This window comes from Pseudonocardia halophobica (assembly GCF_027922425.1).
Taxonomy (GTDB): Bacteria; Actinomycetota; Actinomycetes; order Mycobacteriales; family Pseudonocardiaceae; genus Pseudonocardia; species Pseudonocardia halophobica.
The window spans coordinates 1-19,716 of the sequence record NZ_BSFQ01000049.1 but is presented as its reverse complement, the minus strand read 5'-3'; the positions used below and the strand labels follow the sequence as shown (position 1 = coordinate 19,716).

General features: G+C 72.1%; 17 protein-coding genes. 15 read left to right on the top strand and 2 right to left on the bottom strand.

Features of this window, described 5'->3' with window-relative positions; genetic code table 11:
- The first annotated feature begins 2 nt into the window (after positions 1–2).
- The 13 genes from PKE99_RS33495 to PKE99_RS33435 are packed head-to-tail and all read left to right on the top strand — an operon-like array spanning position 3 to position 16,185.
- A complete protein-coding gene (locus tag PKE99_RS33495; protein ID WP_037053118.1) occupies positions 3–857 on the top strand; it encodes an NADH-quinone oxidoreductase subunit C in 855 nt (284 codons plus the stop codon).
- A 55-nt stretch (positions 858–912) separates the two neighbouring features.
- A complete protein-coding gene (locus tag PKE99_RS33490; protein ID WP_037053116.1) occupies positions 913–2,235 on the top strand; it encodes an NADH-quinone oxidoreductase subunit D in 1,323 nt (440 codons plus the stop codon).
- Between the two features lie 31 nt (positions 2,236–2,266).
- On the top strand, positions 2,267–3,085 hold the full coding sequence (nuoE, locus tag PKE99_RS33485; RefSeq protein WP_037053114.1) for an NADH-quinone oxidoreductase subunit NuoE: 819 nt from the start codon (positions 2,267–2,269) through the stop codon (positions 3,083–3,085).
- A gap of 1 nt (position 3,086) precedes the next feature.
- The gene (gene nuoF, locus PKE99_RS33480) at positions 3,087–4,445 is read left to right on the top strand and encodes an NADH-quinone oxidoreductase subunit NuoF (RefSeq protein ID WP_051738242.1); all 1,359 of its coding nucleotides are present in this window, start codon (positions 3,087–3,089) and stop codon (positions 4,443–4,445) included.
- Positions 4,442–6,907, top strand: a complete 2,466-nt coding sequence (locus PKE99_RS33475) for an NADH-quinone oxidoreductase subunit G (protein WP_037053111.1) — start codon at positions 4,442–4,444, stop codon at positions 6,905–6,907. Before nuoF ends, PKE99_RS33475 begins: the two co-directional genes overlap by 4 nt.
- Before the next feature lie 26 nt (positions 6,908–6,933).
- Positions 6,934–8,202, top strand: coding sequence for an NADH-quinone oxidoreductase subunit NuoH (gene nuoH / locus PKE99_RS33470; RefSeq protein ID WP_037053155.1), 1,269 nt, complete (start codon positions 6,934–6,936; stop codon positions 8,200–8,202).
- A 3-nt stretch (positions 8,203–8,205) separates the two neighbouring features.
- A complete protein-coding gene (nuoI, locus tag PKE99_RS33465) occupies positions 8,206–8,763 on the top strand; it encodes an NADH-quinone oxidoreductase subunit NuoI (RefSeq protein ID WP_037053108.1) in 558 nt (185 codons plus the stop codon).
- Entirely contained in the window at positions 8,760–9,629 is an 870-nt protein-coding gene (locus PKE99_RS33460) for an NADH-quinone oxidoreductase subunit J (protein ID WP_051738241.1), read from the top strand. Before nuoI ends, PKE99_RS33460 begins: the two co-directional genes overlap by 4 nt.
- Positions 9,626–9,925, top strand: coding sequence for an NADH-quinone oxidoreductase subunit NuoK (nuoK, locus tag PKE99_RS33455; protein ID WP_037053106.1), 300 nt, complete (start codon positions 9,626–9,628; stop codon positions 9,923–9,925). Before PKE99_RS33460 ends, nuoK begins: the two co-directional genes overlap by 4 nt.
- Before the next feature lie 11 nt (positions 9,926–9,936).
- Entirely contained in the window at positions 9,937–11,904 is a 1,968-nt protein-coding gene (nuoL, locus tag PKE99_RS33450; RefSeq protein ID WP_051738240.1) for an NADH-quinone oxidoreductase subunit L, read from the top strand.
- Positions 11,901–13,544, top strand: a complete 1,644-nt coding sequence (locus PKE99_RS33445; protein WP_231498431.1) for an NADH-quinone oxidoreductase subunit M — start codon at positions 11,901–11,903, stop codon at positions 13,542–13,544. Before nuoL ends, PKE99_RS33445 begins: the two co-directional genes overlap by 4 nt.
- On the top strand, positions 13,541–15,157 hold the full coding sequence (gene nuoN / locus PKE99_RS33440; RefSeq protein WP_037053103.1) for an NADH-quinone oxidoreductase subunit NuoN: 1,617 nt from the start codon (positions 13,541–13,543) through the stop codon (positions 15,155–15,157). The genes PKE99_RS33445 and nuoN overlap by 4 nt, the downstream gene beginning before the upstream one ends.
- A 29-nt stretch (positions 15,158–15,186) precedes the next feature.
- On the top strand, positions 15,187–16,185 hold the full coding sequence (locus tag PKE99_RS33435; protein WP_081924703.1) for a polyprenyl synthetase family protein: 999 nt from the start codon (positions 15,187–15,189) through the stop codon (positions 16,183–16,185).
- A gap of 190 nt (positions 16,186–16,375) precedes the next feature.
- On the opposite strand, the gene rarD is transcribed toward PKE99_RS33435, so the two are convergent.
- Positions 16,376–17,311 carry an EamA family transporter RarD gene (rarD, locus tag PKE99_RS33430; RefSeq protein WP_051738239.1) on the bottom strand — a complete coding sequence of 312 codons (936 nt, stop codon included), beginning with the start codon at positions 17,309–17,311 and terminating at the stop codon, positions 16,376–16,378.
- A gap of 139 nt (positions 17,312–17,450) precedes the next feature.
- Between rarD and PKE99_RS33425 the strand changes: the two genes are divergently transcribed.
- On the top strand, positions 17,451–18,002 hold the full coding sequence (locus PKE99_RS33425) for an OmpA family protein (RefSeq protein WP_037053102.1): 552 nt from the start codon (positions 17,451–17,453) through the stop codon (positions 18,000–18,002).
- A 54-nt stretch (positions 18,003–18,056) separates the two neighbouring features.
- Complete coding sequence (locus PKE99_RS33420) at positions 18,057–18,581, top strand: hypothetical protein (protein ID WP_037053101.1); 525 nt, start codon at positions 18,057–18,059, stop codon at positions 18,579–18,581.
- Between the two features lie 65 nt (positions 18,582–18,646).
- Here the strand turns inward: PKE99_RS33420 and PKE99_RS33415 are convergent, their stop codons facing one another.
- Positions 18,647–19,708 carry a 2-oxoacid:ferredoxin oxidoreductase subunit beta gene (locus PKE99_RS33415; protein ID WP_051738249.1) on the bottom strand — a complete coding sequence of 354 codons (1,062 nt, stop codon included), beginning with the start codon at positions 19,706–19,708 and terminating at the stop codon, positions 18,647–18,649.
- Positions 19,709–19,716 lie beyond the last annotated feature (8 nt).

Sequence of the window (19,716 nt, the reverse complement as noted above, 5' to 3'; positions counted from 1 at the left end):
CGATGACCGAACCCACGGGAACGTCCAAGGACGACCAGGAGCCCACCGGCGGGAAGCAGTCGTCGGCCGAGGCGAGCGGTGCGGCCACCGAGGAGCAGCGCACCCGCGGCGGCGAGCCGCCGCGCGAGGGCGAGGTGGAGCAGAGCGCGGACGGCGCGGCCGACACCTCGCCGGAGGGCGGCACCCGGCTCGCCCCGACCCGCGAGCGCCGCGGCATGTTCGGTGTCCGCGGCACCGGCGACACCTCCGGCTTCGGCGGGCTCACGCTGCCCGGCTATGCCCCGGCCCCCGCCGAGCGGCCCTACGGCGGCTGGTTCGACGAGCTGGCCGACGAGCTCGCCGATGCCCTGGACCGCAACGGGATCGCCCGCTCGGCGGTCCGGCAGATCACGATCGACCGCGGCGAGATCACGTTCTACGTGGAGCGCGAGCGGATCCTCGAGCTCTGCCGGCTGCTGCGGGACGAGCCGGCGCTGCGCTTCGAGCTCTGCTCGAGCGTGTCCGGCGTGGACTACACCGCGCCCGACGGCGCCGAGGTCCGCCAGCCGCTGCACGTCGTCTACCAGCTGCTGTCGATGACCCACCGGCGGCGCATCCGGCTCGAGGTCGCGCTCGACGTGGCCGACCCGCACGTGCCGAGCGTCGTCGAGGTCTACCCGACGGCGGACTGGCACGAGCGCGAGACCTGGGACATGTTCGGCGTGATCTTCGACGGCCACCCGGCGCTGACCCGGATCCTCATGCCGGACGACTGGGAAGGCCACCCGCAGCGCAAGGACTACCCGCTGGGCGGGATCCCCGTGGAGTACAAGGGCGCCGAGATACCGCCGCCCGACGAGCGGAGGGCGTACTCGTGAACGGCTTCCTGGCGCCGAGATCTCGGCTGCGAGGCGACGAGCGGAGGGCGTACTCGTGAGCACAGATCCGTACGCGGAGGCGCGGGAGACCACCGAGGGGACCGTCTACACGGTCACCGGCGGGGACTGGGACTCGTTGCTGGACAGCGTGTCCACCGACGAGCACGACGACCGCATCGTGATCAACATGGGCCCGCAGCACCCGTCGACGCACGGCGTGCTCCGGCTCGTGCTGGAGCTCGAGGGCGAGACGGTGACGCAGGCCCGGTCGGTGATCGGCTACCTGCACACCGGCATCGAGAAGAACTGCGAGTACCGGAACTGGACCCAGGGCGTCACGTTCGTGACGCGCATGGACTACCTGGCGCCGCTGTTCAACGAGGCCGCGTACTGCCTCGGCGTGGAGAAGCTGCTCGAGGTGGAGGCCCCACGGCGGGCGCAGCTGATCCGCGTGCTGCTCATGGAGATCAACCGGATCGGCTCGCACCTGGTGTGCCTGGCGACCGGCGGCATGGAGCTCGGTGCGCTCACCGGCATGACGGCCGGCTTCCGCGAGCGCGAGGAGGTCCTGCACCTGCTCGAGTACCTGACCGGGCTGCGGATGAACCACGCGTACATCCGGCCCGGCGGGCTCGCCCAGGACCTGCCGGAGGACTGGAAGGAGAAGGTCACCGATTTCGTCAAGGTGATGAAATCGCGCCTCCCCGACTACGACAAGCTCCTCACCGGCCAGCCGATCTGGAAGCAGCGCCTCGAGGGCGTCGGGTACCTGCCGGTCGACGGCTGCCTGGCGCTCGGCGCCACCGGCCCGATCCTGCGCAGCGCGGGCCTGCCCTGGGACCAGCGCAAGATCGAGCCGTACTCCTGCTACGAGGAGTTCGACTTCGAGGTCCCGACGGCGACCGAGGCGGACTGCTACGCCCGCTACCGGCTGCGGGTGGCCGAGATCCACGAGTCGATCAGGATCATCGAGCAGGCCGTGCAGAAGATCGAGCCCGGCCCGGTGATGGTCGAGGACCGCAAGATCGCGTGGCCCGCCCAGCTGTCCATCGGCAGCGACGGCATGGGCAACTCGCTCGAGCACGTCCGCAAGATCATGGGGCAGTCCATGGAGTCCCTGATCCACCACTTCAAGCTGGTCACCGAGGGCTTCCACGTCCCGCCGGGGCAGGTGTACTCGTGCGTCGAGTCGCCGCGCGGCGAGCTGGGCTACCACCTCGTGTCCGACGGCGGCACGCGCCCGGTGCGCGTCCACGTCCGGGACCCCAGCTTCGTGAACCTGCAGACCATGCCGGCGATGAGCGAGGGCGGCATGGTCGCCGACGTCATCGCCGCCGTCGCGAGCATCGACCCCGTCATGGGAGGTGTGGACCGATGACACCGTCCACGGAGCGCAGCGGAGTGGCGCGATGACACTGCCCGAGGGGACTCCCGAGAAGCTGCCCGGGCCCGCGGCCCCGGCCGAGCGGACCTGGGAGGCGCAGCCCGACCAGCACCCCGTCTCGCCGACGTTCGACGAGCTGACCCGGCAGCGGGCGAAGGAGGTCATCGCCCGCTACCCGGTGGCGCGGTCCGCGCTCCTGCCGCTGCTGCACCTCGTGCAGTCGGTGGAGGGGTACGTCAGCCAGGACGGCATCCGCTTCTGCGCCGAGCAGCTGGAGCTGACGACCGCCGAGGTCAGCGCGGTGGCCACCTTCTACACGATGTACAAGCGCACCCCGTGCGGCGAGCACCTGGTGAGCGTCTGCACGAACACGTTGTGCGCGGCGCTCGGCGGCGACGCCATCTACCGCAGCCTCACCGAGGCGCTCGGCGGCCCCGACCGCCCGCTCGGCCACGAGGAGACGGCGGGCGAGCCCGGCACCCCCGGCTCGGTCACCCTCGAGCACGCGGAGTGCCTCGCGGCCTGCGACCTCGGCCCCGTCCTGCAGGTCAACTACGAGTACTACGACAACCAGACCCCGGAGTCGGCCGTCGCGCTCGTCGAGGCGCTGCGCCGCGGCGAGAGGCCGCCGCCGACCCGCGGCGCGCCGCTGACGGACCTGCGCACCGTCGAGCTGGAGCTGGCCGGGTTCACCGACGACGTGACGGTCGCCGCGGCGGCCGTGGCCGGCCCGTCCGCCGCGGTCGAGTCCCTGCGCGGCACCGCGCTGGCCGCCGAGCGCGGCTGGGCCGCCCCCGCGCTGCCCGACGAGCCCCCGGCCCTGCCGCCTCTCCCGGAGAAGTGAGATGACAGGCACCGAGATCACACCGGACACCCTCACCCCGGTCCTCACCCGCCGGTGGTCCGAGGAGCGGTCCTGGACGCTGGAGACCTACGAGCGGACCGGCGGCTACCGGGCGTTGCGCACCGCCCTGGCGGCGCACCCGGACCAGCTGATCACGCTGGTGAAGGACTCCGGCCTGCGCGGCCGCGGCGGCGCCGGCTTCCCCACGGGCATGAAGTGGTCCTTCATCCCGCAGGGCGCCGAGGGCCCGGGCGCCAAGCCGAAGTACCTGGTGGTCAACGCCGACGAGGGCGAGCCAGGGACCTGCAAGGACATCCCGACGATGATGGCGGACCCGCACTCGCTCATCGAGGGCTGCGTGATCACCAGCTACGCGATCCGCGCGAACTTCTGCGCGATCTACGTGCGCGGGGAGGCCCTGCACCCGATCCGCCGGGTCCGCGCGGCGGTGGCCGAGGCCTACGCCAAGGGCTACCTGGGCAAGGACATCCTCGGGACCGGGTTCGACCTGGACATCGTGGTGCACGCCGGCGCGGGCGCGTACATCTGCGGCGAGGAGACGGCACTGCTCGACTCGCTCGAGGGCCGCCGCGGCCAGCCCCGGCTCAAGCCGCCCTTCCCCGCCACGGCCGGCCTGTACGCGTCGCCCACGGTGGTCAACAACGTGGAGACCATCGCGTCGGTGCCGTTCATCGTGGCCGGCGGCTCGGACTGGTTCCGCACCATGGGCTCGGAGAAGTCCCCGGGCCCGAAGATCTACTCGGTGTCGGGGCACGTCGAGCGGCCCGGGCAGTACGAGGCCCCGATGGGCATCACGCTGCGCACGCTGCTGGAGCTGGCCGGCGGGATGAAGGACGGGATCCCGCTCAAGTTCTGGACGCCCGGCGGCAGCTCGACCCCGATGTTCACCGCCGAGCACCTCGACGTCCCCCTGGACTTCGAGGGCGCGGCCGGCGCGGGCTCCATGCTCGGCACCACCGCGGTGCAGGTCTTCAACGAGACCGTCTCCGTGCCGTGGGCGGTCATGAAGTGGACCGAGTTCTACAAGCACGAGAGCTGCGGCAAGTGCACGCCGTGCCGGGAGGGCACCTACTGGCTGGTGCAGATCCTGGAGCGGATGGTGCACGGCGAGGGCACCGCCGAGGACGTCGAGACCATGCTCGACGTCTGCGACAACATCCTCGGCCGCTCCTTCTGCGCGCTGGGCGACGGCGCCACGAGCCCGATCACCAGCGGGATCAAGTACTTCCGCCAGGAGTTCCTGGACCTGATCGCCGAGCAGCCCGCGGTCGCGAGGCCCGCCCAGCTGGCGGACGTGGAACGGGCGGCCGACACCGAGCTGAGCGGAGCCCCCGCATGACACTCGCTCCCGAGAACGAGAAGGCCCCCGTCCCCGAGGGCCACGTGCGGCTGACCATCGACGGCATCGAGGTCGACGCGCCCAAGGGCGAGATCCTCATCCGCACCTGCGAGCGGCTGGGGATCATCGTCCCGCGGTTCTGCGACCACCCGCTGCTCGACCCGGCAGGCGCCTGCCGGCAGTGCCTGGTCGAGGTGGAGATGGGCGGCCGGCCGATGCCGAAGCCGCAGGCCAGCTGCACCATGACCGTGGCCGACGGGATGGTGGTCAAGACCCAGCACACCTCGCCGGTGGCCGACAAGGCTCAGCAGGGTGTGATGGAGCTGCTGCTCATCAACCACCCGCTGGACTGCCCGATCTGCGACAAGGGCGGCGAGTGCCCGCTGCAGAACCAGGCGATGTCCTCGGGCCGCACGGACTCCCGGTTCGTCGAGACCAAGCGGACCTTCCCCAAGCCGCTGCCGATCAGCTCCCAGGTGCTGCTGGACCGCGAGCGCTGCGTGCTCTGCCAGCGCTGCACCCGCTTCTCCGAGCAGATCGCCGGCGACCCGTTCATCGACCTGCTCGAGCGTGGCGCGAACCAGCAGATCGGCACCGCCGAGGACAAGCCCTTCCAGAGCTACTTCTCCGGCAACACGATCCAGATCTGCCCGGTCGGCGCCCTGACGAGCGCGGCCTACCGGTTCCGCTCGCGGCCGTTCGACCTGCGCTCCACCCCGAGCGTGTGCGAGCACTGCAGCTCCGGCTGCGCGCAGCGCAACGACTCCCGGCGCGGCACGGTCATGCGCCGGCTCGCGGGCAACGACCCCGAGGTCAACGAGGAGTGGAACTGCGACAAGGGCCGGTTCGCCTTCCGGTACCTGCAGTCCAAGGAGCGGATCACCCGCCCGCTCGTCCGGGACGCGTCGGGCCAGCTGGTCGAGGCCTCCTGGACCGAGGCGCTGCGGATCGCCGCCGAGGGCCTGCTCGCCGCGCGGGCGCGGCGGGGCATCGGCGTGCTGGCCGGCGGCCGGCTGACCGTCGAGGACGCCTACGCCTACGCCAAGTTCGCGCGCGTCGCCGCCGGCACCCACGACGTCGACTTCCGGGCCCGCCCGCACAGCGCCGAGGAGCTGGAGTTCCTCACCACCACGCTGGGCACCACCCCCGAGACCGGCGTCGGCTTCGCCGCGGTCGAGGCCGCGCCGTCCGTCCTCACGGTCGGGCTGGACCTCGAGGAGGAGGCGGGCATCGTCTTCCTCCGCATCCGCAAGGCCGTGCGCAAGCGGGGGCAGAAGGTCTTCCAGCTCGGCCAGTGGACCACCGAGGGCGCCCGTAAGACCAAGGCCACGCTCGTCCGGTCGGTGCCGGGCGCCGAGGCCGCGGTGCTGCGCGAGCTCATGACCGCCACGGACGACGCCGGCAAGGAGCTGGTCGACGCCCTGTCCGCGGCGGGCGCGGTGATCCTCGTCGGCGACCGCGCCGCCGAGGTGCCCGGCCTGCACTCGGCCGTCGCCGCGCTGGCCACCCGGACCGGCGCGAAGGTCGCCTGGATCCCGCGCCGGGCCGGCGACCGGGGCGCCCTGGAGGCCGGCGCCGTCCCGACCCTGCTGCCCGGCGGCCGCCCGGTCACCGACGCGGCGGCCCGCGCCGAGGTCGAGCGGGCCTGGGGGCTGCCGGAGGGGTCGCTGCCCGCGGGCCCGGGCCGCAGCACGGACGAGATCGTGGCCGCGGCCGCCGCCGGCGAGCTGTCCGCGCTGGTCGTCGGCGGGGTCGACCCGCACGACCTGACCGATCCGGCGGTCGCGCTCGCGGCGCTGGAGAAGGTCGGCTTCCTGGTCAGCCTGGAGCTGCACGCCTCGGCGGTCACCGAGCGCGCCGACGTCGTGCTCCCGGTGGCGCCCGACGCCCAGCGCGAGGGCAGCTACCTCAACTGGGAGGGCCGCCGCCGCCCGTTCGGCGTCACGCTCGACGCCAGCGGTGTCCTGCCGGACTGCCGGGTGCTCGACACCCTGGCCGTCGAGATGGACGCGGACCTGTTCACGCAGACGCCGGCGGCCTCCGCGGGCGATCTCGAGCGGCTCGGCCGGTACACCGGCTCCGCCGCCGCGCCGACGGCCGAGCCCGGGCACACGCCGCGTCCGGCGCAGGTCGGGCAGGCCGTCCTGGCCACCTGGCGGCAGCTGATCGACGAGGGCTCGCTCCTCGTCGACGAGCCCGCACTGGCCGGCACCGCCCGCCCGCCGCGGGTGCGCACCAACGCCGCCACGGCCGAGCGGCTCGGCCTGGTGGAGGGCGAGGCGGCCGGCGTCGCCACCGACCGCGGCGCGATCACGCTGCAGGTCGAGCTGGCGGACCTGCCCGACGGCGTGGTCTGGCTCCCGGCGAACTCGCCCGGCTCGGCGGTGCGCAGCACCCTCGGGGTCGGGCACGGCGCGCTGGTCCGGGTCGCCCCGGCCGGTGCTCTCGGAGGTGCCCGGTGAACCCGGCGATCGACCCCGTCGACGGCATGACGCGCACCCAGCAGCTGCTGGCGGACGACCCGCTCTGGCTGGTGGTCCTCAAGGTCGTCGTGCTGTTCGCGGTCGGCGTGGTGCTGACCCTGTTCATGATCAACTGGGAGCGCAAGGTCGTGGCCCGGATGCAGCAGCGTCCGGGACCGAACCGGGTGGGCCCCAACGGCTGGCTGCAGTCGCTGGCCGACGGGCTCAAGCTGGCCTTCAAAGAGGACATCATGCCGGTCCTCGCCGACAAGAAGGTCTACTTCATCGCCCCGGTGATCTCGACGATCCCGGCCTTCCTCGCCTTCTCGGTCATCCCGTTCGGCGGCGAGGTCTCGATCTTCGGCGAGCGCACGGTCCTGCAGCTGGTCGACCTGCCGGTCGGCGTGCTGGTGGTGCTGGCCTGCTCGTCGATCGGCGTCTACGGCATCGTGCTCGGCGGCTGGGCCTCCGGCTCGCCGTACTCGCTGCTCGGCGCGCTGCGCTCGGCCGCGCAGGTGATCTCCTACGAGATCGCGCTCGGCCTGTCGGTGGTCGCGGTCGTGCTCTACGCGCGGTCGATGTCCACCGCCGACATCGTGGCCGCGCAGGGCTCGGGTTGGTACTTCTACCTGCTCATCCCGAGCTTCGTGGTCTTCGTGGTCGCCATGGTCGGCGAGACGAACCGGGCGCCGTTCGACCTGCCGGAGGCGGAGTCCGAGCTGGTCGGCGGCTTCCACACCGAGTACACGAGCCTGAAGTTCGCGCTCTTCTTCCTGGCCGAGTACGTCAACATGGTCACGGTCTCGGCCATGGCGACCACGCTGTTCCTGGGCGGTGGGCGCTGGCCCTGGCCGCTGTCGTCGTTCAACGACAACGGTTGGCTGATGTTCGTCGCGTTCCTGATCAAGACGCTGATCTTCCTGTTCGTCTTCATCTGGCTGCGCGGCACGCTGCCCCGCTTCCGCTACGACCAGTTCATGAAGCTGGGCTGGAAGGTGCTGGTCCCGGTCAGCCTCGGCTGGATCCTGGTGATCTTCGCGATCCGCGCCTACCGCAACAGCACGGGCGGCGAGTCCACCGCGGCGCTGCTGATCACGATCGGCATCGTGATCCTGGCGATCCTCGCGGTCGCCTTCCTGCTGCCGGACCGCGGGACGCCGGACCAGGAGGTCGAGGTCGCGTCGGACTACCCGGTGCCGCCGCTGGACCTGAAGGTCCCTTCGGCGCCGAAGCGGCGCCGGCCCGTCGAGCGGCGACAGCCCGCCGGTGCGCTCACCGGGAAGGAGGAGGAGTAGACGATGTTCGAGTTCTTCAAGGGCTTCGGCGTCACCTTCTCGACGATGTTCAAGAAGGTCGTCACCGAGGAGTACCCCGAGGACTTCCCGCCCGCCGCGCCGCGCTACCACGGCCGGCACCAGCTCAACCGGCACCCGGACGGGCTGGAGAAGTGCGTGGGCTGCGAGCTGTGCGCCTGGGCCTGCCCGGCCGACGCGATCTACGTCGAGGGCGGGGACAACACCGAGGAGGCGCGGTACTCCCCGGGCGAGCGCTACGGCGCGATCTACCAGATCAACTACCTGCGCTGCATCGGCTGCGGGCTCTGCATCGAGGCGTGCCCCACGCGCTCGCTCACGATGACGAACTTCTACGAGCTCGCCGACGACAACCGGCAGGACCTCATCTACACCAAGGAGCAGCTGCTGGCGCCGCTGCTGCCGGGGATGGAACAGCCGCCGCACCCGATGCGCCTCGGCGCGGACGAGCAGGACTACTACGTGCAGGGCCCGGTCCTGGCGCGGAAGTCCGCCGCGGGTGAGGACGTGCCGGGCGAGCCGGTGGGGGAGCAGGTCCGATGACCGCGCTGCTGGCACAGGCCGCCTCCACCGCCGGCGACGCCGGGGTGGGCGAGGCGGTCGTCTTCTGGATCCTCGGGCCGGTCGCACTGGCCGCGGCCATCGCGATGGTCCTCGCCCGGAACGCGGTGCACTCGGCGCTGTTCCTGGTGCTGACCATGCTCTCGCTGGCCGTGTTCTACCTGATGCAGCAGGCGCCCTTCCTCGGGTTCGTGCAGATCATCGTGTACACGGGCGCCGTGATGATGCTGTTCCTGTTCGTGCTCATGCTGGTGGGCCGGGACAGCTCGGACTCGGTGGTCGAGGTGCTGCGCGGCCAGCGGGTCGCGGCGGTGCTGCTCGGCCTGGCGTTCGCGTTGCTGCTGGTCGCCGGCGTCGGCCGCGCGGCCTTCGCGATCCCGTCCGCCGGGCTCGGTGTGGCGGCGTCGAACGGCAACCTCCCGGGCATCGGGCGGCTGGTCTTCACGGACTACCTGCTGCCCTTCGAGCTCACCTCGGCGCTGCTGATCACCGCCGCGCTGGGCGCGATCGTGCTGGCCTTCGCGCAGAAGAAGCCGAAGGCCAAGCTCGGCCAGCGGGCCACCGTCATCGCGCGGCTGCGCGGCGAGCACGCCCGCGTCTCGCCGCTGCCCGGCCCCGGCGTCTACGCCACGGCCAACTCGGTGGCGGTGCCGGCGCTGCTGCCGGACGGCTCGATCGCCCGCGAGTCGCTCTCCGAGATCATCGAGGGCCACGAGGTCGACGAGCACCCGCGGCCCCCGGCCGACGCGCACGCCCTCACCGACGGGCGGCGGGCCGAGCCGGAGAGCGCGGGGACCGAGGCGCGGACCACGGGCGCCGCCACGGGTGGCGAGGAGGAGCGCGCATGAGCCCCACCAACTACCTGCTGCTCTCCGGGCTGCTGTTCACCGTCGGCGCGATCGGGGTGCTGGTGCGCCGCAACGCGATCGTCGTGTTCATGTGCATCGAGCTGATGCTCAACGCGGTGAACCTGTCGCTGGTGACCTTCGCCCGCATCAACGGCCAGCTCGACGGCCAGGTCATGGCGTTCTTCGTCATGGTCGTCGCCGCGGCCGAGGTGGTGGTCGGGCTGGCCATCATCATGTCGATCTTCCGGACCCGTCGTTCGTCCTCCGTGGACGACGCGAACCTGCTGAAGTACTAGGAGCCTCATCGATGACCGCTCCCCCTGAGGTGCTGCCGGCGGGTGGCGCCGCGTCGGCGGCCTGGCTGCTCTTCGCGATCCCCGCCCTCAGCGCGGTGGTGCTGTTCCTGGCCGGGAAGCGCGCGAACGCGTGGGGCCACTGGCTCGGCGTCGGCTCCGTGCTCGCGTCGTTCGCGCTGGGCGTGGTGATCTTCGTCCAGACCCTGGGCGTGGCCCCCGAGCAGCGCACCACCGAGGTGTCGCTGTACTCCTGGATCGCCTCCGGCACGCTCGACGTGGACTTCGGGCTCCGCATCGACCCGCTGTCGCTGACGTTCGTGCTGCTCATCACCGGTGTCGGGTCGCTGATCCACATCTACTCGGTGGGGTACATGGCACCGCACGAGGGCGCCGAGCCCTCGTCGGACTCCAGCCGGCGGCGCTTCTTCGCGCAGCTCAACCTGTTCGTCGCGGCCATGCTCGTCCTGGTCCTCGGCAACAACTTCGTGCTGCTGTACCTCGGGTGGGAGGGCGTCGGCCTGGCGTCGTACCTGCTCATCGGCTTCTACCAGGACCGCCCCTCGGCGGCGACGGCCGCGAAGAAGGCCTTCCTGATGAACCGGGTCGGCGACGTCGGGCTGGCCCTCGCGATCTTCCTGCTCTGGCTGGAGCTCGGGACGCTGCAGTACACCGAGGTCTTCGCCCGCATCGGCGAGCTCGGCGGCGGCACGATCCTGGCGATCACGCTCCTGCTGCTGCTCGGCGCGTGCGGCAAGTCCGGCCAGTTCCCGCTGCAGGCGTGGCTCCCGGACGCGATGGAGGGCCCGACCCCGGTCTCCGCGCTCATCCACGCGGCCACCATGGTCACCGCGGGCGTCTACCTCATCGCCCGCACGAACCCGATCTACGACCTCAGCGCGACCGGACGAGTGGTCGTCGCGCTGATCGGGGTGGTCACGCTGCTGATCGGGGCGATCATCGGCTGCGCCTACGACGACATCAAGAAGGTGCTCGCCTACTCCACGGTCAGCCAGATCGGGTACATGATCCTGGCCGTCGGGCTCGGCCCGGCGGGCTACGCGCTCGGCATCTTCCACCTGCTCACGCACGGCTTCTTCAAGGCCGGGCTGTTCCTCGGGGCCGGGTCGGTCATGCACGCCATGAACGACGACGTGAACATGCGGCACTTCGGCGGCCTCGGCCGGCGGATGCCGATCACGTTCGTGACGTTCGGCCTCGGCTACCTCGCGCTGATCGGCTTCCCGTTCCTGTCCGGGTACTTCTCGAAGGACGCGATCATCGAGGCCGCGTTCGGGCAGGAGGGTTGGCAGGGCTGGGTGTACGGCGGCGCGGCGACCCTGGCCGCCGGGCTCACCGCCTTCTACATGACCCGCCTGATGATCATGACGTTCTTCGGCGAGGAGCGGTGGCAGAAGCTCACCGCACCGAACGGCGAGCACTACCACCCGCACGAGTCGCCGCCGGTGATGACCGGGCCGATGATCCTGCTGGCGATCGGCTCGGTGTTCGCCGGCTTCGTGCTCAGCGCCGTCGGGCTGAACCAGTGGCTGGCGCCCTCGCTCGGCGAGCTGGAGGAGTCCACGCACGGGGTGCTGCCGCACGCGCTGGTCCCGTGGCTGGTCCTGGCCTTCTCGGCGCTCGGCGTGCTGGTGGCCTACCTCGTGGTCGGCCGCCGCCCGACGCCGGTGGAGCGGCCCGAGCCGGTCTCGCTGCCGGTCCGCGCCGCCCGGCGGGACCTCTACGCCAACGCCGTCAACGAGAGCGTCATCGAGCGGCCGGGCATCTGGCTCACCCGGGCGCTGGTCTTCCTCGACAACAGGGGCGTCGACGGGCTGGTCAACGGCCTGGCCGCCGGCCTCGGCGGCGGGTCGGCCCGGTTGAGACGGCTGCAGACCGGGTTCGTGCGCTCCTACGCGCTCTCGATGCTGGGCGGCAGCGTGTTCGTCGTCGCGGCCCTGCTGGCGGTGAGGTTCGCATGAGCACCGCTCCGGACACCGGCGGCAACGTGATGCTGCTGGTCCTGCTCCTCCTGCCGGTCGTCGGCGCGCTGCTGATGTACCCGCTGCGCCGCAACGTCCCCGCCGCCAAGGCCGCGGCCATGGCGACGGCGCTGCTGGAGTTCGTCCTCGTCGTCGTGACGTGGGTGGGGTACTCCACGGACGCCGCGAGCTCCGGCGAGCGGTTCCAGTACGTGTTCTCGGTGCCGTGGATCCCGGCCTTCGGCACGCACCTGGCCGTCGGGATCGACGGCATCGCGCTCGTCATGATCGCGCTGACGGCCTTCCTCGTGCCCGGCCTGATGCTCTTCGCCTGGGCGGAGAAGCTGCCGGAGGGCCGCACGGCCTCGGGCTACTTCGCCCTGCTGCTGGCCACCGAGGCCACGCTGATGGGCGTCTTCACCGCCACGGACGTCTTCCTGTTCTACGTCTTCTTCGAGGCGATGCTCATCCCGATGTACTTCCTCATCGGGCGCTTCGGCGGGCCGAACCGGCAGTACGCCTCGGTGAAGTTCTTCCTGTACTCGCTGCTCGGCGGGCTGATCATGCTGGCCTCGCTGATCGGGCTGTACGTGACGAGCGCCGACCAGCTCGGCGCCGGCACGTTCACCTGGAGCGACCTGCAGTCGATCGCGCAGAGCACCCCGACGTCGACCCAGATCTGGCTGTTCCTGGGCTTCTTCGTGGCGTTCGCGATCAAGGCGCCGCTGGTGCCCTTCCACACCTGGCTGCCCGACGCCGGTGCCGAGGCCCCGATCGTGGCCGCGGTCCTGCTCGTCGGCGTGCTGGACAAGGTCGGCACCTTCGGTTTCCTGCGCTACTGCCTGCCGCTCTTCCCGCAGGCCAGCCAGGTCCTGGCGCCGCTGGTGCTGGTGCTGGCGGTCATCGGGATCATCTACGGCGCGCTGCTCGCCGTGGGGCAGAAGGACATGAGCCGGTTCGTGGCGTACACGTCGATCGCGCACTTCGGCTTCATCGCGCTCGGCACGTTCGCCTTCTCCAGCCAGGCCTTCGCCGGCGCGACGCTGTACATGGTCAACCACGGCCTCTCCACCGGCATGCTGTTCGTGATGGTCGGCCTGCTGGTGGCCCGCGGCGGGTCGCGGCTGATCAGCGACTACGGCGGCGTGTCCAAGCTCGCCCCGCTGCTGGCGGGCTGCCTGCTGCTGGCGGGGATGTCGTCGCTCGCGCTGCCCGGCACCAACTCGTTCGTCAGCGAGTTCCTGGTGCTGGTCGGGTCGTTCCCGCGCGAGCCGGTGGCGACGATCATCGCGACCGTCGGCATCATCTTCGCCGCGCTCTACATCCTGTGGTTCTACCAGCAGACGATGCAGGGCCCGGTCCGCGGCAACGCCGTGATCCGGGCCCTGGAGGCCGGCGGCGTGGGCGGGCCGGGCGCGATGATCGACCCGGCGGTGGCCGCCGAGCGCGGCGCCGGGTTCCCCGACCTCACCAAGCGTGAGATCGGCGTGCTGGCCCCGCTGGTCGTCGTGATCGTGGTGCTCGGGTTCTTCCCGGGCCCGGTGCTCGACGTCATCAATCCGTCCGTGCAGGCGACGATCACCGAGGTCGGGCTGCCCGACCCGGTGCCGGCCGGCGGCGTCGTGGGAGGTGTCCGGTGATCGCGCTCGCGCAGGTGGCCCCGCTGACGGCGCCGCCGATCGACTATGCGGCGATCGCGCCGCTGCTCGTCGTGCTCGGCGGCGCGTGCGTCTCGGTGCTGTTCGAGGCGTTCCTGCCGCGGCACCAGCGCTGGCCCGCGCAGGTCGCGCTGTCGGTGCTGGTCGTCGCGGTCGCGGGGATCGCGCTCGGCGTCTACGCCGGGTCGGCGCCCGTGGCGGGGATCGTCACCCTGGCCAGCGCGCTGTCCGTCGACGGCCCGACGCTGTTCCTCTGGGGCACGCTGCTGGTGCTCGGGTTCGGCTCGCTCCTGCTGATCGCGGACCGCTCGGTGGAGCCGGGCGGCGCGTTCATCGCGTCCGCGGTGGAGCGGGCCTCGGTCGCGGCCGCGCCGGGCACCACGACCGGGCCCACCGGCGTCGACCCGGAGCACGTCGACCGGTCCTACGGGGCGCCCGGCGAGGCGCCGACGATGCAGACCGAGGTCTTCCCGTTCGTGCTGTTCGCGCTCGGCGGGATGATGGCCTTCGTCGCGGCGAACGACCTGCTCACGATGTTCGTGGCGCTCGAGGTGCTCTCGCTGCCGCTGTACCTGGTGTGCGGGCTGGCGCGGCGCCGGCGGCTGCTGTCGCAGGAGGCCGCGGTCAAGTACTTCCTGCTCGGGGCGTTCGCGTCGGCGTTCTTCCTCTACGGGCTCGCGCTGCTCTACGGCTACGCCGGCTCGGTCAAGCTCGTGGCCATCGCGACCGCCGCGGTGGGCACGCCGAGGTCCGACGCGCTGCTGTTCGGCGGGCTCGCGCTGCTCGTCGTCGGGCTGCTGTTCAAGGGTTCGGTCGGCCCGTTCCACACCTGGACGCCGGACGTCTACCAGGGCGCCCCCACGCCGATCACCGCGTTCATGGCGGCCTGTACCAAGGTCGCGGCGTTCGGGGCGCTCCTGCGCGTGCTCCACGTGGCCTTCGGGTCCACGCACTGGGAGTGGCGCGGGGTGATGTGGGCGGTCGCGATCGCCTCCATGGTCATCGGCGCGGTGCTCGGCCTCACCCAGACCGACCTCAAGCGCATGATCGCCTACTCGTCGGTGGCGCACGCCGGGTTCCTGCTGCTCGGGGTCATGGCGATCACGCCCGAGGGCGTGTCGTCGACGCTGTTCTACCTGCTGGCCTACGGCTTCACCACGCTCGCCGTGTTCGGTGTGATCTCGCTGGTGCGCAACGCCGACGGCGAGGCCACGCACCTGTCCCAGTGGGCGGGGCTGGCGAAGCGCTCGCCGATCCTCGCCGGGGTGATGACCTTCCTGCTGCTCGGCCTCGCCGGGATCCCGCTCACCAGCGGTTTCACCGCCAAGTTCGCGGTGTTCTCGGCGGCCCTCGGGGACGGGATGGCGCCGCTCGTCGTCATCGCGCTGGTGGCGTCGGCGGTCGCGGCGTTCTTCTACCTGCGGGTGATCGTGCTGATGTACTTCAGCGAGACGCCGGAGGACGGGCCCACGGTCACGGTGCCGGGCGCGTTCACCACCGTCGCGATCACGCTCGGTGTCGTGGTGACCCTGTTGCTCGGTGTCGTCCCGACGCTCGTGCTCGGCTGGGCCGGCGCGGGCGGGCTCACAGGCTGAGCGCAGGAACGCCTCGTAGGCTGGTGCGCGTGGAGACGCAGAGCGTGGCGGGTGTGGAGCTCGCCGACCCGGACCTGGCCGCCGCGACGGCGCGCGGGCTCGAGCGGGTGGAGGAGCTGCTGCACCGCGAGGTGCACAGCGAGTACCACTTCGTCAGCGAGACGTCCCTGCACCTGATCGATGCCGGGGGCAAGCGGTTCCGGCCGCTGTTCACGCTGCTCAGCGCGCAGATCGGGCCCTCGCCGAACGGGGACGACGTGGTGCGGGCGGCCGCCGTCGTGGAGCTGGTCCACCTGGCCACGCTCTACCACGACGACGTCATGGACTCGGCCACCATGCGCCGGGGCGCGGAGAGCGCGAACCACCGCTGGGACAACACGGTCGCGATCCTGACCGGGGACTTCCTGTTCGCGCACGCGTCGCGTCTCGTGGCCGACCTCGGGCCCAACGCGGTGCGGATCATCGCCGAGACCTTCGCGGAGCTGGTCACGGGGCAGATGCGGGAGACCCGCGGCCCCGGCCCGTCGGACGACCCGGTCCAGCACTACCTGCAGGTCATCGCCGAGAAGACCGGCTCGTTGATCGCCACCTCCGGCCGGTACGGCGGGATGTTCTCCGGCTGCACCGCCGAGCAGGTCGAGTCGCTGCACCGCTTCGGCGCCACGATCGGCACGGCCTTCCAGATCTCGGACGACATCATCGACATCGCCTCGCCCTCGCTCGACTCGGGCAAGACGCCGGGCACGGACCTGCGCGAGGGCGTGCACACGCTGCCGATGCTCTACGCGCTGCAGGACCCGGGCTGCCCGCCGCGGCTGCGAGAGCTGCTGGCCGCCCCGATCGAGGCGGACGCCGAGGTCGAGGAGGCCCTGGAGCTGCTGCGTTCCGGCCCGGGCATCCCGCGGGCCAAGGACACCCTCGCCGGGTACGCGGAGGAGGCCCGCGCCGAGCTGGGCAAGCTCCCGGCCTGCCCCGCCACCGAGGCCCTCGGCACCCTCACGGCCTACACGATCGACCGCATCGCCTGATACCCGCGAGTCGCGCTGGGCCTCCGCGAGTCGCGCTGTGAGCTTCCGCGAGTCGGGAGTTCCGGCAGCGCGAGTCGGGAGTTCTGGCAGCGCGAGTCGGGAGTTCTGGCAGCGCGAGTCGGGGGTTCTGGCAGCGCGAGTCGGGGGTTCCGGCAGCGCGAGTCGGGGGTTCCGGCAGCGCGAGTCGGGGTCAGCGGGTCTCGGGCTCCGGCACGGGCTGCAGCTCACGGTCGGGGCGGACGCGGGTCGCGCGGATCAGGTCGACGGTGAAGACGGCCAGGGCGATCCACACCAGCCCGAAGCCGAGCCACCGGGAGAGCGGCATGTCCTCGCCGTTGACCAGCACGCCCCAGAGGAACTGCATCGTGGGCGTGAGGTACATCAGCGTGCCGAGCGTGGTGAGCGGGATCAGCCGGGCCGCGGCGCCGTAGAGCAGCAGCGGAAGGGCGGTGACCGGGCCGGCGAGCACCATCATCGCCATGTGGAAGCCGCCGAGCTCCGTGAACGTGCCCTGCCCCGTCACCTGCAGGTAGACCACGAACGCGAGGGCGATCGGGCCGACCACCAGGCCCTCGCCCGTCAGGCTCGCCGTCGAGGGCAGGGAGACCTTCTTCTTCAGCAGCCCGTACACCCCGAAGGACACGGCCAGGCACAGCCCGAGCCAGGGCGGGCTCCCGGCGCCCACGCTGATCACGACGACCGCGAGCGCCGCGATGCCGAGCGCCACCACCTGCGCGCGGTTCGGCCGCTCGCGCAGGACCAGCACGCCCAGCAGCACGCTGACCAGCGGGCTCATGTAGTAGCCGAGGGCGATGTCGACGACGCGCTCGATCGAGACGCCGTGGATGAACACACCCCAGTTGACGGTGATCACCGCGGCCGCCGCGGCGACCGTCAACCAGCCGCGCCCCGGCAGGGCCCGCAGCGTGCCCCAGCCCCGCAGCAGGGTCAGCACGCCCGCCATCAGCACCATCGTCCACAGGATCCGGTGCGCCAGGACCTCGACGGGGCCTGCCGGGTCGAGCAGCGGCCAGAACGCCGGGAAGAGCCCCCAGGCGACGTGTGCGCCGACGCCGAGGCCGACGCCCCGGCGGTCCAGCTCCGGCGCGGCTTCGGTGACGGTCACGTCCCCATCAGAACATCCGAGCGCGGATTGTTCGAGCGCGAAACGGCTCGCGCACCCGGCACGCTCTCGTGACGCCGACGAGACCGCCCTGTGATCCGGATGGGTGACCGTCGTCCTTCCGGTCGACGGAAGGGGAGCGGTGGGAACGACCGCGGGAGTCGGCCGGTCGCGGCGTGCGCTCTGGATCGCCGCCGCCGTCCTGGTGCCGGCGGTGCTGGCCGGGATCGGCCTGCTGTGGGTCCGTCCCGCCCCCGAGGGCCCCGGCCCCGAGGACCGGGCGGCCGCCACGGGGCCGGCGTCCTCGGCCGCCCTGCCGACGGCCGCCACCGAGCCGCCGCCCCTCGTGACCGCCGACCGGTCGGGCGTCGAGCGTCTCCTCGCCGAGGCCCCGCTGCTGTTCGACGGCGAGAGCGCGCAGTTGCGGCCCGTGACCGCCGACACGGTGCGCCGGCTCGGTGGCATGCTCGAGGTGATGCCCGACGTCCCGGTGCGGCTCGTCGGGCACACCGCGGACCTGCCCGGACCGGCCGAGCGGGCGCGGCGGCTGTCCCGGGAGCGGGCGGAGGCGGTCGCGGCGGCGCTGGTCGCGGCCGGGATCGAGCCGCAGCGGATCAGCGTCGACGGCGTCGGCGAGGCCGGCCCGCTCGGCACGCCGGAGGCCAGCCGGCGGGTCGACGTGCTGCTGGGGTAGGCCGGTAGCGGACCACACGGCCGGAGCGATGAACGGGCAAAGGGGGGTGACGGCGTGGCGGCACTGTTCGCGCAGATGTGGCTGCTCTGCCTCGCCGCGTTCTTGCTCGGTGCGCTGCTGACCTGGCTGCTGGTGGCCCGCCCGGCACGGCGGGAGGCGGATCGGGCCCGGGCCGCGCTCGAGCAGCGCGACGAGCCCGTCGACCCCGTCCGCGCGGCCCAGGCCCCGCCGACGCCGATCCCCGGCGTCCCGCGGCACGCCCGGACCACCGGCCCCGGCAACCCCGCGCTGTCGGCGCTCGGCCGCCGGCGTCGTTCCGGATCGTCCGCCGTGGGCGCCCTGGACCGGCTGCGCCACGGCAGCCCGGACGGGGCGCGGTCGGGCGACGGACCGGTCGTGCCCCGGCAGCCCGGCCCCGGCTCCCGGGGCTCCTCCGACCGGCCCGACGACGGCCCCTCCGTGCCGTCGCAGGACCGCGGGCACTCCCTGTTCACCCCGCCCGAGCCGCGCGCACCCGAACCGGACGAGCCGCCCGACGTCCCGCCGCGCCGCGAGCGCCCGGACGACCCAGCGCACTGACCCCGGACACACCACCGCCCGGCGAGGCGGTGCCTGCCGGGCGGTGGGGGCGTGCGCGCGGACGGTCAGCCGGCGATCGTCCAGGTGTCGCGGCCGGTCAGCAGGGCCTGCAGGTCCGTGCCACCCGGCTTCTGGGCGGCCAGGTCCTTGGCCTGCTGCAGCTGGGCGCGGGCGGCGTCGTCGTAGGTGGTGCGGTCGACGTTGCGGAAGATGCCCGTGACGGTGTGGTTGAGGTCCTGGTCCGACAGCCGGGACAGGGCGAACGCGAGCTCGAGGTTGTTCGCGTCGTGGACCATGATCTCCGACGGGTCGACGTCCGCGGCCTTGACGACCTCGAGCCGGAACCCGCGCTGGACCACGGCGAACTTGTCGTCCTCGGGGCCGAAGGTGATCGGCTCGCCGTCGACGACGTGGACGAGCCGCTGGTCCTTGGTCTCGGGCTTGCGGAGCACGTCGAAGGAGCCGTCGTTGAAGATCGGGCAGTCCTGGAAGATCTCGACCAGGGCCGAGCCGCGGTGGGCCGCAGCGGCGCCGAGGACCTCGGTGAGGCCCTTGCGGTCGGAGTCCAGCGCCCGGCCGACGAAGCTGGCCTCGGCGCCCAACGCGAGGGAGATCGGGTTGAACGGGTGGTCGAGCGAGCCCATGGGGGTGGACTTGGTGACCTTCCCGACCTCCGAGGTCGGGCTGTACTGGCCCTTGGTGAGCCCGTAGATCCGGTTGTTGAACAGCAGGATCTTGAGGTTGACGTTGCGGCGCAGCGCGTGGATCAGGTGGTTGCCGCCGATGGAGAGCGCGTCGCCGTCGCCGGTGACGACCCAGACGGACAGGTCGGGCCGGGAGACGGCGAGGCCGGTGGCGATGGTCGGGGCGCGGCCGTGGATGGAGTGCATCCCGTAGGTGTTCAGGTAGTACGGGAAGCGGCTCGAGCAGCCGATCCCGGAGACGAACACCGTGTTCTCGCGCTTGATCCCCAGGGTGGGGAGGAACTGGCGCACCGCGGCGAGCACGGCGTAGTCGCCGCAGCCGGGGCACCAGCGCACCTCCTGGTCGGAGGTGTAGTCCTTGGCGGTCTGCTTGGCGTCGGTGGTCGGGACGAGGTCCAGCCCGCCGATCGACGGCAGACCCAGGTCGGTGC

Bases quoted from the DNA above. Each gene is read 5' to 3' on its own strand.
- nuoI (WP_037053108.1), top strand. From the start codon at position 8,206: ATGTTCGAGTTCTTCAAGGGCTTCGGCGTCACCTTCTCGACGATGTTC.
- nuoL (WP_051738240.1), top strand. From the start codon at position 9,937: ATGACCGCTCCCCCTGAGGTGCTGCCGGCGGGTGGCGCCGCGTCGGCG.
- PKE99_RS33460 (WP_051738241.1), top strand. From the start codon at position 8,760: ATGACCGCGCTGCTGGCACAGGCCGCCTCCACCGCCGGCGACGCCGGG.
- nuoH (WP_037053155.1), top strand. From the start codon at position 6,934: ATGACGCGCACCCAGCAGCTGCTGGCGGACGACCCGCTCTGGCTGGTG.
- PKE99_RS33475 (WP_037053111.1), top strand. From the start codon at position 4,442: ATGACACTCGCTCCCGAGAACGAGAAGGCCCCCGTCCCCGAGGGCCAC.
- PKE99_RS33495 (WP_037053118.1), top strand. From the start codon at position 3: ATGACCGAACCCACGGGAACGTCCAAGGACGACCAGGAGCCCACCGGC.
- PKE99_RS33445 (WP_231498431.1), top strand. From the start codon at position 11,901: ATGAGCACCGCTCCGGACACCGGCGGCAACGTGATGCTGCTGGTCCTG.
- nuoK (WP_037053106.1), top strand. From the start codon at position 9,626: ATGAGCCCCACCAACTACCTGCTGCTCTCCGGGCTGCTGTTCACCGTC.
- nuoF (WP_051738242.1), top strand. From the start codon at position 3,087: ATGACAGGCACCGAGATCACACCGGACACCCTCACCCCGGTCCTCACC.
- nuoE (WP_037053114.1), top strand. From the start codon at position 2,267: ATGACACTGCCCGAGGGGACTCCCGAGAAGCTGCCCGGGCCCGCGGCC.